The sequence below is a fragment of the Kitasatospora sp. NPDC057542 genome, from assembly GCF_042801945.1.
In the GTDB taxonomy this organism is placed as follows: Bacteria; Actinomycetota; Actinomycetes; order Streptomycetales; family Streptomycetaceae; genus Kitasatospora.
The window spans coordinates 1-12,976 of the sequence record NZ_JBHVFE010000243.1 but is presented as its reverse complement, the minus strand read 5'-3'; the positions used below and the strand labels follow the sequence as shown (position 1 = coordinate 12,976).

Here is a 12,976-nt window from a genome sequence, read left to right as displayed (position 1 = left end):
CCCGGGGGGTGGCGCTGCCCCCCAGCGGCCTGCGTACGCGAACGCGGTAACCAAGGGCCATGTAACCGACTGCCCCGCGGGGGCATCTGCGGTGCCCCGGAGCGACACCTCACCGACCGCCTGCGAACAACAGAAGTGGCCATCATGCGTATCGTCCTGCTGCACATGCCCTGGGGCGCGATCGACGTGCCGTCGCTGGCGCTCGGGATCCTGCACACCGCCGCCGAACGCGCCGGCCATCAGGTGGAAGTGCGGTACGCCAACCTGGACTTCGTGGACTGGGCGGCCGAGACCGCGGGTTTCGGCGTGGACGACTACCAGTACTTCTCCGAGAAGTCCTACTTCCAGGGCGCGGGCGACTGGGCGTTCGCCGGTGCGCTGTACGGTGAGGACGTCCCGGCCCCCGGCACCGGGGACGGTGACGACAGCACCGACGGCGCCGCCGAGTTCGCGAGCTACTTCGAGCACCTGGCCGCCAACGGCGCGAGCGAGCAGGAGATCGCGCTGACCCGGGCCACCCGCGCGATCGCCCCCGCGTTCATCGCCCGACTGGTCGAAGAACTCGCCGCCGACCCACCGGACCTGGTCGGCTTCACCACCACCTTCCAGCAGAACACCGCGAGCCTCGCCGCCGCGAAGCTCCTCAAGCAGCGGTGCCCGCAGGTGCGTACGGTGTTCGGCGGCGCGAACTGTGACGGTCCGCAGGGCGCCGCGCTGCACCGCAACTTCCCCTTCCTGGACTACGTCGTGCGCGGCGAGGGCGAGGCCGCCTTCCCGGCACTCCTGGAAGGCGGCGACCTCTCCGCGGTCCCCGGGCTGTGCTGGCGCGACGGCTCCGGGAAATCGACGGCCAACGAGATGGCGAAGCGTCCGCTGCCGCCCGCGGCGATCCTGACGCCCCGCTACGACGGCTTCTTCGAGCGGCTCGACGCCTCCGTCGCGGCCGGCTGGGTCGATCCCAAGCTGGTCCTCGAAGGCTCCCGGGGCTGCTGGTGGGGCGAGAAGCACCACTGCACCTTCTGCGGGCTCAACGGCTCCTCGATGGAGTTCCGCTCCAAGCCGCCGGCGGACTTCCTCGCCGAGGTGCTCGCGCTCGCCGAACGCCACCAGCTGCTGGACGTCTACGTGGTCGACAACATTCTGGACATGGGCTACTTCGACACCGTCCTGAAGTCGCTGGCCGAACTCCCGGTCGATCTGCGGCTGCACTTCGAGATCAAGGCGAACCTGCGCCGCCACCAGTTCCAGCTCCTCGGCGACTCGGGCGCGGCCCAGGTGCAGCCCGGCATCGAGAGCCTGAGCACCCGGGTCCTGCGGATCATGGACAAGGGGGTGACGGGCTGCCAGAACGTCCGCGCGCTGCGGGACGCGCAGAGCGCCGGGGTCTCGGTGACCTGGAACTACCTCTACGGCTTCCCCGGCGAGCAGCCGGACGACTACGAGTCGGTGATCCGCCAACTGCCCGTGCTGCACCACCTGGACCCGCCGACCGGAGCGGGACGGATCGCGATCGAGCGGTTCAGCCCGTACTTCGACCGCCCCGAACTGGGCTTCGCGATCACCCGGCCGGCCTTCCAGTACCGTGCGACCTACCGCCTTCCCGAGAGCGAACTGGCCGAACTGGCCTACGTGTTCACCGCACCGCCGCGCGGGATCGGCGGCGACCTCGCGGAGCGGCTGAGCGCGGCCGTGGACACCTGGCTCGCACGGTTCCCCGACAGCCGGCTCAGCTACCGGGACGCGGACGGGCGGATCGTGCTCGTCAACACCCGGCCCGGGTACGACTGGCGGGTGGTCGAGCTGACCGATCCGGTCGAGCTCGCCGCCTTCCGGCTGCTGGCCCAGCCCCGCTCGGCCGCCGCGCTGGCCGCCAAGGTCCCCGGCGGCGCGGCGGCGGTCGAGCCGGTGCTGGAGCGCTTCACCGCGCTGGGCCTGCTGTTCCACGACGGGGACAGCTTCCTGCAGGTCGCCGTCGAGTCCGACAACCAGGTGCTGATGCGGATGCAGCACCGGCACGGCCCCGCCGCCGTCCGTCCTCGCACCGAGGAGGTGCTCGATGCCGTCACGATCGGCTGAACGGACCGATGCCGCCTCCTGGCGCGCGGCCGGCCCGGAGGTCGAGCTCTGGCTCGACTACGACCCCGTCGCCCGGGAGTTGCCGGGCTTCGCGCTCGGTCGCCGAATTCTGCCCGGCCCGGCTCAGACGGAGGTCACCGAGCTGCACCGCGCCGGGGTCCGCTGCCTGCGGCTGACCGAGCCGGTGCGGCTCTGCCGGGACGCGCCGGCGGCCTCCGCGCGGGCGCTGATGCTGCTGCGCGAGGCGACCGGGCAGGGGCTGGCCGTGCTCTGGCAGGCGGTCTGCACGGACGGCTGCGCAGCGCAGCGCCGGTTCCACCATCTGTACCCGCCCGAGCAGTTGACCGGCGCCCCACAGGACGTCGTCGCCGACTGGCGCGCCACGTACTACCCGAGCAAGTGCGTCTTCCGGCGCGGCCCCGGCTTCGTCGAGGTGCGCGACCGCCGGTTCGGGACGCTGGAGCTGTTCACCATCGACGAGCCGGGCCACCTGGCACAGGTGGACGCGCTGGCCGAGGGCGTCGAGGCCGGCCTGCTGCCGGAGGCCGTCCACCGGGACTTCGCCGAGGCCGGTCTGATCGCCGAACAGGCCGGCCGCGCGTGGTTCCTGCCCATGCGGGTGCGCCGCTGGCCTTTCCCGTCGCTGACCGTGTAGTTGCGAGAGTTCGAGCCCGAGGAGAGATCCATGACCACCGCGGTCGACGACGCCGCCGCGCGGATGTCCGCCTTCATCCGCGAGCCCTATCCCACGCTCGCCCGGATCCGCGAGGCCGGCGCGGTCTCCGTCGTGGAGTTCGGTGAGGGCCTGCCGGTCTACCTGGTGACCCGCTACCAGGACGTCCGGGCCGCGCTGCTGGACCCGCGCTTCGGGCAGGACGTCCGCCGTAGCCAGGCCATCGCGAGCGGGCGGGGCGCCGGCCTGACGCTCGGTTCGGAGGTGGTCCACATGCTCAACAGTGACCCGCCGGACCACACCCGGCTGCGCCGGCTGATCCAGGGCGTCTTCACTCGCCGGCGGGTCGATCTGATGCGACCGCTGGTCGAGCGCATCGCCGGCGGCCTGCTGGACGGGCTGCGCGGGCGGGAGACCGCCGACCTGGTGACGGACTTCGCCTTCCCGCTGCCGATCATGATCATCTGCGAGCTGCTGGGATTCCCCCCGGAGGACATGCAGGCCTTCCGCACCTGGTCGACGGCGATCCTCACCCAGGGCGGCGACATGACGTTCGACCAGGCCACCGCCGAACTGAACGACTACCTGCGGGAGTTGATGACAGCCCGCCGGACGTCACCGAGCGCGGACATCCTGACCGACCTGGTGCAGGCCTGTGACGCCGGTGAACTCACCGAGCAGGAAGTGTTCTCGATGGTCTTCCTGCTGCTGATCGGCGGTCACGAGACCACGGTCAACCTGCTGGGCACCGCCACCCTGGCGCTGCTCCACCACCCCGACCAGCTCGCCTGGTTGCGCGCCAACCCGGCGGCGATGCCGGCCGCGATCGACGAGTTCCTGCGCTACGAGTCTCCGGTGAGCATGGCCACACTGCGGTTCACGAACGCCGACGTCATGGTCGACGACGTGGAGATCCCGGCGGACGAGCTGGTGCTGCTCTCGCTCGGTGCGGCCAACCGGGACCCGGCCCGCTTCACCGATCCCGACCGGCTGATCCTGGACCGCGGCGATCCGGGCCACCTGGCCTTCGGGCAGGGCCTGCACCGGTGCCTCGGCTCCTTCCTCGGCAAGCTGGAGAGCGAGGTCGCGCTGACCGGCCTGCTGGAGCGCTTCACGCGGATCGAGCTGGCCGTCGCGGAGGAGACCCTGCCCTGGCGCAACACGATCATGCTGCGCGGCCTGGAGTCGCTGCCGGTCTCGCTCGATGGCTAGCGGCGCGGGGACGGGCAGCGCGGGAGCAGACGGCGCGGCGGAGCTGTTGCGGTTCCGCCCCCGGATCGGCGTCGCGCCGCTGCGCTCGCGCGGCTATCGACTGCTGGTGATCGGGCAGGCCACCTCGGAGTTCGGCAACGCGTTCCAGGTGGTCGCCCTGCCGCTGCTGGTCTACTCCCTCGCCGGCGGCGCCCGCCAGTTGAGCCTGGTGGTCGCCGCCTACGGCGCGGGACGGCTGGCCGCCACCCCGCTCGGCGGGATGCTCGCCGACCGGTTCGGCGCCTGGCGGGTGATGCTGACCGCCGACCTCGGCCGGCTGCTCGCCACCGCCGGGCTGTGCGCGGCCGCGGCCGGCGGGGCGGCGGACTTCTGGCTGATCGGCGGGCTCGCGCTGCTGGTCGGCCTCGGAGCAGGGGTGTTCCTGCCGGCCGCCTGGGCGATCACCCCGACCCTCCTGCCCGCCGAGGACCTGCACGCGGGCAATGCCCTGAACAGTACGGTCACCTTCGGCGCCGGTCTGCTCGGCCCGGCGGTGGCCGGCCCGCTGGTCGCCTGGCTGAACCCGGCCGCCGCACTGGGCTTGGATGCGGCGACCTTCGCCGTGTCGGCGGCGACGCTGCTGCTGATCGGTCGCGGCAGCCTCGTCGCAGCACCCAGCCCGATCTCCGAACGCGCCTGCGTGCCGAGGAACTTCCGCGGCCTGCTGCGGGAATCGCCGCTGCTGCGCGCGGTGCTGACGGTGACGGTGATCGCGAACCTGACGGTGGGCGGCGCCACCAGGGTCGCCCTGCCGACCCTGGCCACCCACGGCTTCGGCGCCGGTGCCGTCGGGCTGGGCCTGCTGCTGGCCGCGTTCACGGGCGGCGCGCTGGTCGGCGGCCTGTTCGCTGCCGGCCTCACCGAGTTGCGCTCGCGGGGCCGCACGGCGATGCTCTCCGGCCTGGTGATGGGTGCGGCGATCGGCCTGGTGCCGTTCGCCGGCCTCGTCGGCGCCGTGTTGCTGCTCTGCCTGGCCGGCGGCGCCAGCACGGTGACCAACGTCCTGGTCGTCACCGGTGTGCAGAAGAGCACCCCGCCCGCGCTGCTGGCCCGGGTCATGGCGGCCATCACCTTCTGCGCGCTGGGGGTCTTCCCGGTCTCGGTGATCGCGGCCGGCGCGGCGGTGGACGCGTTCGGGAGCCGGGGGGTGTTCGCGACGGCCGGGCTCTGCCTACTGGGCGCGTTCGGGTACGCGCTGACCAGGCGTGAGATCCGCGAGCTGTGAGGCCACCACCCACGCCTGGTGCGGTCTTGCCCGGCTTCGCGGCCGACCGGGCCCGGCACGCGGTTGCGGTGTTTCGACCGGCCGTTTCCCCGGACGGCTTCCCGCACCCGGCGTGCCCCTTCCCGGGCACCGGGCGCTCCCCAAGCCCTGTCGTGGACTGCGCCTCGTGACGCACACGGGATGATGCCGCACACGAACCGCATACCCGCAGCACGCTCCCGCACAGGCGAGGCCGGCAGACTCGGCGACCCGCTACCGGCCCAATTCGGGGTAATGGCCGCGTTGATACGGTGACAAGTCGGAGACGGAGAGCTGTGCCGCGCCCTGGCAGATCACGCAGACGCGGCGCCGGTGGCATGCGGGGCAGTGTCTCCGCCCGTGAGTCTCGTCGGGCAGCCAGCCGCGTCCCCCGCAGTCGTAACACCAGCCCAGACCGTCGCACTCGTAGCACAGCACGTATCCGGCCGTGACGGTCTCGGCCGTGTGCACCGGCTCCGGCCGCCGGAACTCCTCCGGCTCGTACAGGGCCATCGCCGGTGTCTGCCCGCCGAACCACGTGTCGGATCCGTGGTCGGCCACACGGATCTCGATGCTGCAGCCGTCGTGGCGGCCGGTGACCACGGTGCGGGGCGTCCCACTGGCGTCCTCCTGCGACGTCGCGACCTCCCAGCCCGCCGAGTCGAGCAGGGCGGCCGCACGGGACACGATGTCGGTGGTACTGACATTCGCGGGGCGCTTCCCCCTGAAGCAGCCGGCCGCGTACTGGTAGCGGAGCGGTTCGTGCCAGCCGACGATCCTCGGCTCGTCGAGAAACAGCAGGCTCGGATCGCTGCCGGGGGCCAAGTCGTCGATCAGCTCGACCAGTCGCGCCCGCAGGGCTTGGCCCAGCCGGTCCAGCTCTTCCCGCGCGCCCGGTATGGGCCCCATGGCGCCCCCTTCTCGCCCGGCCCTGCCATCGCCAGGAATCCCGCTCGACCACCGGGATTCTATTCGGCGTTCGCACGAAGTCGGCCAGCTGCGTCGTGGCACGGTCGGCTTGTCATGATCAGAGCTTCGGCTGTGCGCCGCCCCCTCCCGCCCGCGGCGACGGGGTTTCGGCCACGCCGCGCGGGGATTGGCGCACGAGGCCATCTTGTCGTGGTCACGTCGCAATCGCTTGCATGTCCGCATGGCTCGACATGACCTCGTACTCCTGACCGATCACGGCTCGACCGAAGGCAGCCGGCAGGTGCTCGCCGCCGCCGCGCGGACGCTGACCGGGCGGGAACCCGTGCACCTGGACGCCCGGCACTTCATGACCGGAGGCAGCGGCCTGATCGAGGCCGACGACTCGGGCGGGTTCCGGCTGGAAGCGGGCGGCCGGACGGTGACCGCCGACACGGTGATCGTCTACGAGATCCCGCCACACAGGCGCCGCGCCTTCGAGGACTGCCAGCGCCGGCTGCGCGGATGCGGCGCCCGCTCGCTCGGCACCGACGCCGAGGCGTGGCGGGCGGCCACCGAGAAGGACATCACCGTCGCCCGCTTCGTCAGGGACGGCGTGCCGCACATGCCCAGCATCGCGCTCTCCAAGCCGAGCCCGGAGGCCGCCGCCGAGGCCTTCGCGGAACTCGGCGGCGACGTCTGGGCCCGGCCCTGCATCGGGATGGGCGGCGACGACGTCTTCCACGTCACCACCCGCGCCCAGCTCGACGCCGCTGCGCGGCACTACGCGCGGGCGGGGGCGGACTGGCTGATCGCCCGCGACGCCCGGAACCTCCTGCCTGACGGACGCCGCCACCAGTACCGGGTGGTGGTGCTGCACGGGCGCGTGGTCCGGGCGGTCGAACACGTCCAGGCGGACCCGGACGCGCCCTGCAACGAGAGCCGGGGCGCCGTCTCCACCCTGCTCGACTACACCGAACTGCCGGACGGGCTCGCGGAGACGGCCATCGCGGCGGCCGCGTGCCTGGGGCTCGACCTCGCCGGCGTCGACCTCGCCGCCGAGAGCGGCGGGGTGGTCTTCGAGGTCAACGTCCACCCCGCCTTCGGCCGCCGCGGCCTGGAGCAGGTGGCGCTGCCGTACGTCGCGGCGCACCTCGCCGAGTAGCATCCGCAGCGCGCCGGGCCGCCCTGGTGGCGGCCCCCGGCCCCTCAGTCCCGCAGGACCGCCGCGAGCACCGAAGGCCGGAACAGCAGCGACGGCGGTTCCACCAGCGACATCACCTCGTGGAACGCCGCGGTGACCGCCGGATCCCGGGTGCTGGCGGCCAGGACCTTGTCGAAGAAGCGGTGCTGGAGCCCGATCAGGGCGCCGGACGGCGCGCCGGTGGTGGCGCCGAAGCGGGCGTCCTCGGCGCAGGAGATCATCCACGGAAGCCTGGACGCCGCCGCCACGGCGCGCCGCGCGGCCCGCGCCGTGGCAGGCCCGATGCCGCCGTGCCGCTTCGCGGTGCGACGCAGCTCCCGGGCGCAGAACAGGGCGACGGTCACACCCTGCCCGTACACCGGGTTGAAGGTGCTCGCGGCGTCGCCGACCACCACCAGGCCGTCCGGGCAGCCGCGGTCGTAGCGTCGGCGCACGCCCGGGCCGGGGAGGAAGCCGCGCACCTCGCCCGCCGGTTCGGCGTCCCGCAGCATCTCGCGCAGGAGCGGGTCGCGCAGCAGGCCCAGGTGCTCGGCGAACCCCTCCTCGCCGGCCGCTGGTTCGGCGCCGCGCATCCCGGCGAGGCTGACGATCCAGCGGTCGCCCTCGACCGGCAGCAGCACGCCCATCCGTTGCGCGTCCGGCGCCTTGGTCTGGAGGTAGACCGCCTGGTCGCCGAGGTCGGACCCGGCCGGGCGGTGGAAGATCCGGGAGGTGTACGCGACGCCGGCGTCGACCCGCTCCTCGGGCACCGGCGGGCAGCCCAGCTCGGCGAGCCACTTCGGCACCGAGGTCGAGCGGCCCGTCGCGTCCACCACCAACTCGGCCGGTATCTCACGGACTTCGCTGCGCTCCGGGCCGCGCTCGCGGACCGTCACCCCGGTCACCGCGGTCGCCGAGCCGAGCAGCCCGACCGCGTCCGTCCCCTCCAGGAACTCGATCGCGGGATGGGTGCGGACCCTGTCCAGCACGAACGCGTCCAGCAGCGGCCGGGTGCAGGAGAGGAAGCCCACCTGCGCCGGGTACTCGGCCAGCCACCCGGCGGAGCAGAGCCACCTGACGTCCGAGGCGGCCACCCGCCGTGCGCCCGCGGCGATCAGCTCCTGATTGATGCCGGGCATCATCTCCTCAAGCAGCCGGTGCCCGGCCTCCAGCACCAGGTGCGCGTGCCGGCCCTGAGGCACCCCGGCCCGGAACTCCGCCCCGGCCGGGTACCGGTCCCGCTCCACCACGACGATCCGCTCGGCGAACCCCCGCAACGCCCATGCGGCCGCCAACCCCGCGAGCCCGCCGCCGATCACCACCGCGGTACCCCGCCCCGGGGCCCCGTTCGAAGAAGTCATGACACGTAGCGTAGTGGCGCCATCGCCTCAGTGTGATCACTTCGCTCCGGACGAACACTCGCCGGCAGGAAGGCCGTTGACGATCCCGGCCAGGAGCGGTCGTACGGCTGAAGCTGCCCGGACGGGTGTCGGCAGGGCCCCGGTCGGAGCCCGGGGCGTGCGGGTACTAGACTCGACGGGGTTGTGCTGGCGCCTCTCCCGGTGCGTGAGCGCGTGGAGGCGAGGAGGTGAGAGCCGTGGAGTGCAGTAGTACGGGCCGAAGTCGGCCCCGCCCCCGGTTGTCCCGCACCACTCGCGGCCCCCGGCACACCTCCTCCCGTACGGCTCCCGCGCGGCACTGATCTCGTCCTCCCGGCGAGGCGCCGCCGGTCACGCCGTGCGCGTGGCGGCCGGCCGGGCGCCTCCGGTCCGCCGTGTTCCCGTACGTCGGCCGGGCATCCACCGTGGAGGTCTCCGCCATGTCCGACTGGCGTGTGCGCGCCGTGCGCGCGAGCAAGCGTCCGTTCTCCCGTTCCGTCGTCCGGCCGGCGGACTCCCAGCCGGCGCCCGAGCACTCGATGGACCCGCGCCCGGACCAGCCGGTGGAACCGGTGACACTGGAACGTTCGGTCGTGGACGCGGCGGTCTACCGGGACGGCCTCCGGATAGAGGCGCCCACCGACCTCGCCGACATCTACCGCAGGCTGCCCGACCGACCCGGCACGATGGCCTGGATCGGCCTCTTCCGCCCCGCCGAGGCGCAGCTGCTGGAGGCCGCCGACCGGTTCGACCTGCACGAGCTGGCCGTCGAGGACGCCATCGTCGCCCACCAGCGGCCGAAGCTGGAGCGCTACGGCGACACCCTGTTCGTGGTGCTGCGCGCCGCCCGGTACCTGGACGAGGCGGAGGAGGTCGACTTCGGCGAGATCCACCTCTTCGTCGGCCCCGACTTCGTGCTCACCGTCCGCCACTCCCAGGCCCCGGACCTGTCGGCGGTGCGCCGCCGCCTGGAGGGCGACCCGGAGCTGCTGGCGCTCGGCCCGGAGGCGGTGCTGTACGCGGTGCTGGACGCCGTGGTGGACGGCTACGCGCCGGTGATCGCCGGCCTCCAGCACGACATCGACGAGATCGAGACCGAGGTGTTCGGCGGCGACCCGCAGGTCTCCCGCCGCATCTACGAGCTGTCCCGCGAGGTGATCGAGTTCCAGCGGGCCACCCGCCCGCTGTTGGAGATCATGAAGAGCCTGGAGGCGGGCTTCGGCAAGTACGGCACCGACGAGGAGCTCCAGCGCTACCTGCGCGACGTCGCCGACCACGCCACCTACGCCGCCGAGCGGGTGGACGGCTTCCGGCAGATGCTCCAGAACATCCTGACCGTCAACGCGACGCTGGTCTCGCAGCGGCAGAACGAGGAGATGAAGCAGCTCGCCGAGGCGGGGCACGCGCAGAACGACGAGATCAAGAAGATCTCCTCCTGGGCGGCCATCCTCTTCGCGCCGACACTGATCGGCACGGTGTACGGGATGAACTTCGAGAAGATGCCGGAGCTCAGGTGGGCTTTCGGCTACCCGTTCGCGATCGGGCTGATGGCACTGGTGTGTACCGGGCTGTACCTGGTGTTCAAGAAGCGGGACTGGCTGTAGGCCGGGCTCCGGAGCGCCGGCTTCCGGGCGGGCCGCGTGCGTACCGCCCGGCAGTCCCCGTTACTCACCGGACGGTGACGACTCGGCCTCGGTCCAAGGACGTTCGGTGCCGATTCGGGGCCGGCGGGGGAGCCTTCCCGGGGACGGGGAGGAGGCCCAGGTGGGGGCGATCGTACGGATCCTGGTGGTGGCGGCGGCGATCGGCCTGCTGCTGGGCGGGGCGGTGAGCGTGGTGCTGTTCGTGTTCGCCGACTGGTGGGGCGCGTTCGCGGACGCGGTGCACGACAGCGGGTTCCCGTACTGGGGGAAGAACCGGCATCCCTAGTCGCGGTCAGCCCAGCAGCCGCTCGTACTCGGTGGCCGGGTCCAGCTGGCGCCGGTACTCGACGTGCAGCCGAACGGCGCCGTCCGCGTCGGCCAGGCGGTCGAGCGGGCCCTGACCGGCCGGGAGCGGACGGGGCTGCGCCCACTGCTGGGCGAGGACGGCCAGCGGGGTGCCGTCGTTGCCGCGCACCACCCAGGTGGCGCGGCCGCCTCCGATCAGCGGGAGCAGGGGCCGGGGAAGCCCGAGGGCGGTGAGCGCCGTCGGGGTGTCCAGGCCGTCGGGGAGCGTGACGGTCCGGGCGTGGGGGGCGTCGGCGTCGTCGCCGGCCGCGACGCTGTCCCGGGTGAGGAGGATGAGCATGACGGGAGGATAGGCCCGGCCTGTGGGCGCGTTCGGGAGGTCGTGACCCGCAGGGGTGACGGCGAGGGCCTCACCCGTGTGCCGGATTGACAACGATGCTTGCCGTAGCGGCAAATGGCAGGCATGGCTGACGAAGAGTTCGAGAACGTCCTCACCACGGTGGGCCCGCGGCTGCGGGCGCTGCGCCGGGAGCGCGGCACCACACTCGCCACGCTGGCCGCCGCCACCGGCATCTCGCTCAGCACACTGTCCCGGCTGGAGTCCGGGCAGCGCAAGCCGACGCTGGAGCTGTTGCTGCCGCTGGCCCGGGAGTACCGGGTGCCGCTGGACGAACTGGTCGGCGCCCCGGCCACCGGTGACCCGCGGATCCACCCGCGCCCGGTGACCAGGAACGGCCAGACCATCGTCCCGCTCACCCGCCACCTGGGCGGGCTGCACGCCTACAAGCACATCGTGCCGCCGGGCCGGAACACCGGGCCCGAGCTGGAACTGAAGGTCCACGAGGGGTACGAGTGGCTGTACGTGCTGTCCGGACGGCTGCGGCTGGTGCTCGGCGCGCACGATCTGGTGCTGACGGCCGGTGAGGCCGCCGAGTTCGACACCCGCACCCCGCACGCCTTCGGCAACGCGGGCCCGCAGGCGGTGGAGTTCCTCAGCCTGTTCGGACCGCAGGGCGAGCGCATCCACGTCAGGGCGCGGCCGGGAACCTCTGTTCGGTAGGTTCGTTCCTGACAGGGGGTCTTCGTTCCGGCTCCCGCCAGGCCGTCGGGAGGGGCCGAGGAAATGAGTGTGCAGCAGAGCACGGAGTCCGGCGAGAGTGACGGAGCCGGGGAGCGCGAGAAGGCCGGGGACGGCCGGGTGCAGGCGGGTACGGGCACCGCGGTGACGGAGGGCGCGGGCGCGGGCGCCGGTGCTCCCGGGAAGACCGGCGAGGAGGCCGAGCGCCCCCGGAAGAAGCGCCCGTTCTGGCAGGAGCTGCCGATCCTGGTGGTGATCGCGCTGGTGCTCTCGCTCGGCATCAAGACCTTCTTCGTGCAGGCCTTCTCCATCCCCTCCGGCTCGATGGAGCAGACCCTCGCGATCGGCGACCGGGTGCTGGTCGACAAGTTCACCCCGTGGTTCGGCGCCGAGCCCGAGCGCGGCGAGGTGGTGGTGTTCCGCGATCCGGGCGGCTGGCTGGAGGGCACCCCGACGACCGCCGGCGGCTCCGTGATGGGCACCGTCCAGAAGGCGCTCAGCACCGTCGGCCTGATGCCCTCGGCGGACGAGAAGGACCTGATCAAGCGGGTGATCGCGGTCGGCGGGGACACCGTCGTCTGCGAGGCGGGCGCGCCGCTGAAGGTGAACGGCGTCGCGCTGGACGAGCCGTACCTGTTCCCCGGCGCGACGCCCTGCGACAACGACCCGGTCGGCACCGTCACCGTGCCCAAGGGCAAGCTGTGGGTGATGGGCGACCACCGCAACAACTCGCGGGACTCCCGCTGGCACCACAACGAGAGCGGCGACGGCTTCGTGCCGGTGGACAACGTGGTCGGCCGGGCCTTCGTGGTCGCCTGGCCGCTGTCCGACTGGTCCACGCTGCCGGTCCCGGACACCTTCGACAAGGTGCCGGCCGGGGCGGCGGGCGCGGCCGGCGCACCGTTCGAGGCGCCGCCGGCGCCGGCGGCCGCGGCACTGGCCGGGATCGTGCCGCTGGCCCTGTGGCAGCGGCGGCGGTCGGTGCGCGAGGAGTCGGTGCGCAAGGCGTCGGCGTACGGGGCCCGGGCGCGGAAGGACCGCTGAGGCCGTTTCACCCCCGCACTCCGACAGGCCGGCCCGGTTCGATCGTCTTCGATGGAACTCCTCCGCTGAACTCTACACGCCTGTAGAGTTCAGGAGGTGGGCTGCACCCCTCTTGCCCGCCAGGATCGAGCCCGGCACTGACTTCGCCATTGCCCTCGCCGCCCTACGGGGGTCGGTGGAGACCGACTAAGTCC

At 72.8% G+C, this 12,976-nt stretch carries 12 protein-coding genes; 9 read left to right on the top strand and 3 right to left on the bottom strand.

Going from position 1 to position 12,976, the window contains the following annotated elements:
• The first annotated feature begins 144 nt into the window (after positions 1-144).
• Genes ACFU7Y_RS26645 through ACFU7Y_RS26630 form a run of 4 tightly spaced genes read left to right on the top strand, consistent with a single transcriptional unit; the run spans position 145 to position 5,225 of the window.
• Entirely contained in the window at positions 145-2,076 is a 1,932-nt protein-coding gene (locus tag ACFU7Y_RS26645) for a RiPP maturation radical SAM C-methyltransferase (protein WP_224281106.1), read from the top strand.
• Positions 2,057-2,731 carry a DUF5825 family protein gene (locus tag ACFU7Y_RS26640; RefSeq protein WP_224281107.1) on the top strand — a complete coding sequence of 225 codons (675 nt, stop codon included), beginning with the start codon at positions 2,057-2,059 and terminating at the stop codon, positions 2,729-2,731. Before ACFU7Y_RS26645 ends, ACFU7Y_RS26640 begins: the two co-directional genes overlap by 20 nt.
• 30 nt (positions 2,732-2,761) lie before the next feature.
• On the top strand, positions 2,762-3,961 hold the full coding sequence (locus ACFU7Y_RS26635; RefSeq protein WP_380769883.1) for a cytochrome P450: 1,200 nt from the start codon (positions 2,762-2,764) through the stop codon (positions 3,959-3,961).
• Entirely contained in the window at positions 3,954-5,225 is a 1,272-nt protein-coding gene (locus ACFU7Y_RS26630; RefSeq protein ID WP_380769882.1) for an MFS transporter, read from the top strand. The genes ACFU7Y_RS26635 and ACFU7Y_RS26630 overlap by 8 nt, the downstream gene beginning before the upstream one ends.
• 252 nt (positions 5,226-5,477) lie before the next feature.
• Here the strand turns inward: ACFU7Y_RS26630 and ACFU7Y_RS26625 are convergent, their stop codons facing one another.
• A complete protein-coding gene (locus ACFU7Y_RS26625; protein WP_380769881.1) occupies positions 5,478-6,152 on the bottom strand; it encodes a hypothetical protein in 675 nt (224 codons plus the stop codon).
• Between the two features lie 241 nt (positions 6,153-6,393).
• Here ACFU7Y_RS26625 and ACFU7Y_RS26620 point away from each other — a divergent pair, with 241 nt between their 5' ends.
• Complete coding sequence (locus ACFU7Y_RS26620) at positions 6,394-7,314, top strand: RimK family alpha-L-glutamate ligase (protein WP_224281111.1); 921 nt, start codon at positions 6,394-6,396, stop codon at positions 7,312-7,314.
• Between the two features lie 44 nt (positions 7,315-7,358).
• Here ACFU7Y_RS26620 and ACFU7Y_RS26615 read toward each other — a convergent pair whose 3' ends face one another.
• Positions 7,359-8,693, bottom strand: a complete 1,335-nt coding sequence (locus tag ACFU7Y_RS26615) for an NAD(P)/FAD-dependent oxidoreductase (protein ID WP_224281112.1) — start codon at positions 8,691-8,693, stop codon at positions 7,359-7,361.
• 458 nt (positions 8,694-9,151) lie between these two features.
• On the opposite strand from ACFU7Y_RS26615, the gene ACFU7Y_RS26610 reads away from it, so the two are divergent.
• Both ACFU7Y_RS26610 and ACFU7Y_RS26605 read left to right on the top strand, forming a co-directional pair.
• Positions 9,152-10,315, top strand: a complete 1,164-nt coding sequence (locus ACFU7Y_RS26610) for a magnesium and cobalt transport protein CorA (RefSeq protein ID WP_224281113.1) — start codon at positions 9,152-9,154, stop codon at positions 10,313-10,315.
• A 160-nt stretch (positions 10,316-10,475) separates the two neighbouring features.
• Positions 10,476-10,640 carry a hypothetical protein gene (locus ACFU7Y_RS26605; protein WP_224281114.1) on the top strand — a complete coding sequence of 55 codons (165 nt, stop codon included), beginning with the start codon at positions 10,476-10,478 and terminating at the stop codon, positions 10,638-10,640.
• Positions 10,641-10,646: 6 nt separating this feature from the next.
• Here the strand turns inward: ACFU7Y_RS26605 and ACFU7Y_RS26600 are convergent, their stop codons facing one another.
• Positions 10,647-11,000, bottom strand: coding sequence for a hypothetical protein (locus ACFU7Y_RS26600; protein ID WP_224281115.1), 354 nt, complete (start codon positions 10,998-11,000; stop codon positions 10,647-10,649).
• Positions 11,001-11,123: 123 nt separating this feature from the next.
• Between ACFU7Y_RS26600 and ACFU7Y_RS26595 the strand changes: the two genes are divergently transcribed.
• Both ACFU7Y_RS26595 and lepB read left to right on the top strand, forming a co-directional pair.
• Positions 11,124-11,720: a helix-turn-helix domain-containing protein gene (locus ACFU7Y_RS26595; RefSeq protein WP_224281116.1), complete on the top strand. Its 597-nt coding sequence runs from the start codon at positions 11,124-11,126 to the stop codon at positions 11,718-11,720.
• 63 nt (positions 11,721-11,783) lie between these two features.
• Positions 11,784-12,782: a signal peptidase I gene (gene lepB, locus ACFU7Y_RS26590; RefSeq protein WP_380769880.1), complete on the top strand. Its 999-nt coding sequence runs from the start codon at positions 11,784-11,786 to the stop codon at positions 12,780-12,782.
• Positions 12,783-12,976 lie beyond the last annotated feature (194 nt).

Excerpts from the sequence above, each read along its gene's own strand:
- ACFU7Y_RS26645 (WP_224281106.1), top strand. The coding sequence starts at position 145 with ATGCGTATCGTCCTGCTGCACATGCCCTGGGGCGCGATCGACGTGCCG.
- ACFU7Y_RS26640 (WP_224281107.1), top strand. The coding sequence starts at position 2,057 with ATGCCGTCACGATCGGCTGAACGGACCGATGCCGCCTCCTGGCGCGCG.
- ACFU7Y_RS26635 (WP_380769883.1), top strand. The coding sequence starts at position 2,762 with ATGACCACCGCGGTCGACGACGCCGCCGCGCGGATGTCCGCCTTCATC.
- ACFU7Y_RS26630 (WP_380769882.1), top strand. The coding sequence starts at position 3,954 with ATGGCTAGCGGCGCGGGGACGGGCAGCGCGGGAGCAGACGGCGCGGCG.
- ACFU7Y_RS26625 (WP_380769881.1), bottom strand. The coding sequence starts at position 6,152 with ATGGGGCCCATACCGGGCGCGCGGGAAGAGCTGGACCGGCTGGGCCAA.
- ACFU7Y_RS26620 (WP_224281111.1), top strand. The coding sequence starts at position 6,394 with ATGGCTCGACATGACCTCGTACTCCTGACCGATCACGGCTCGACCGAA.
- ACFU7Y_RS26615 (WP_224281112.1), bottom strand. The coding sequence starts at position 8,693 with ATGACTTCTTCGAACGGGGCCCCGGGGCGGGGTACCGCGGTGGTGATC.
- ACFU7Y_RS26610 (WP_224281113.1), top strand. The coding sequence starts at position 9,152 with ATGTCCGACTGGCGTGTGCGCGCCGTGCGCGCGAGCAAGCGTCCGTTC.
- ACFU7Y_RS26600 (WP_224281115.1), bottom strand. The coding sequence starts at position 11,000 with ATGCTCATCCTCCTCACCCGGGACAGCGTCGCGGCCGGCGACGACGCC.
- ACFU7Y_RS26595 (WP_224281116.1), top strand. The coding sequence starts at position 11,124 with ATGGCTGACGAAGAGTTCGAGAACGTCCTCACCACGGTGGGCCCGCGG.
- lepB (WP_380769880.1), top strand. The coding sequence starts at position 11,784 with ATGAGTGTGCAGCAGAGCACGGAGTCCGGCGAGAGTGACGGAGCCGGG.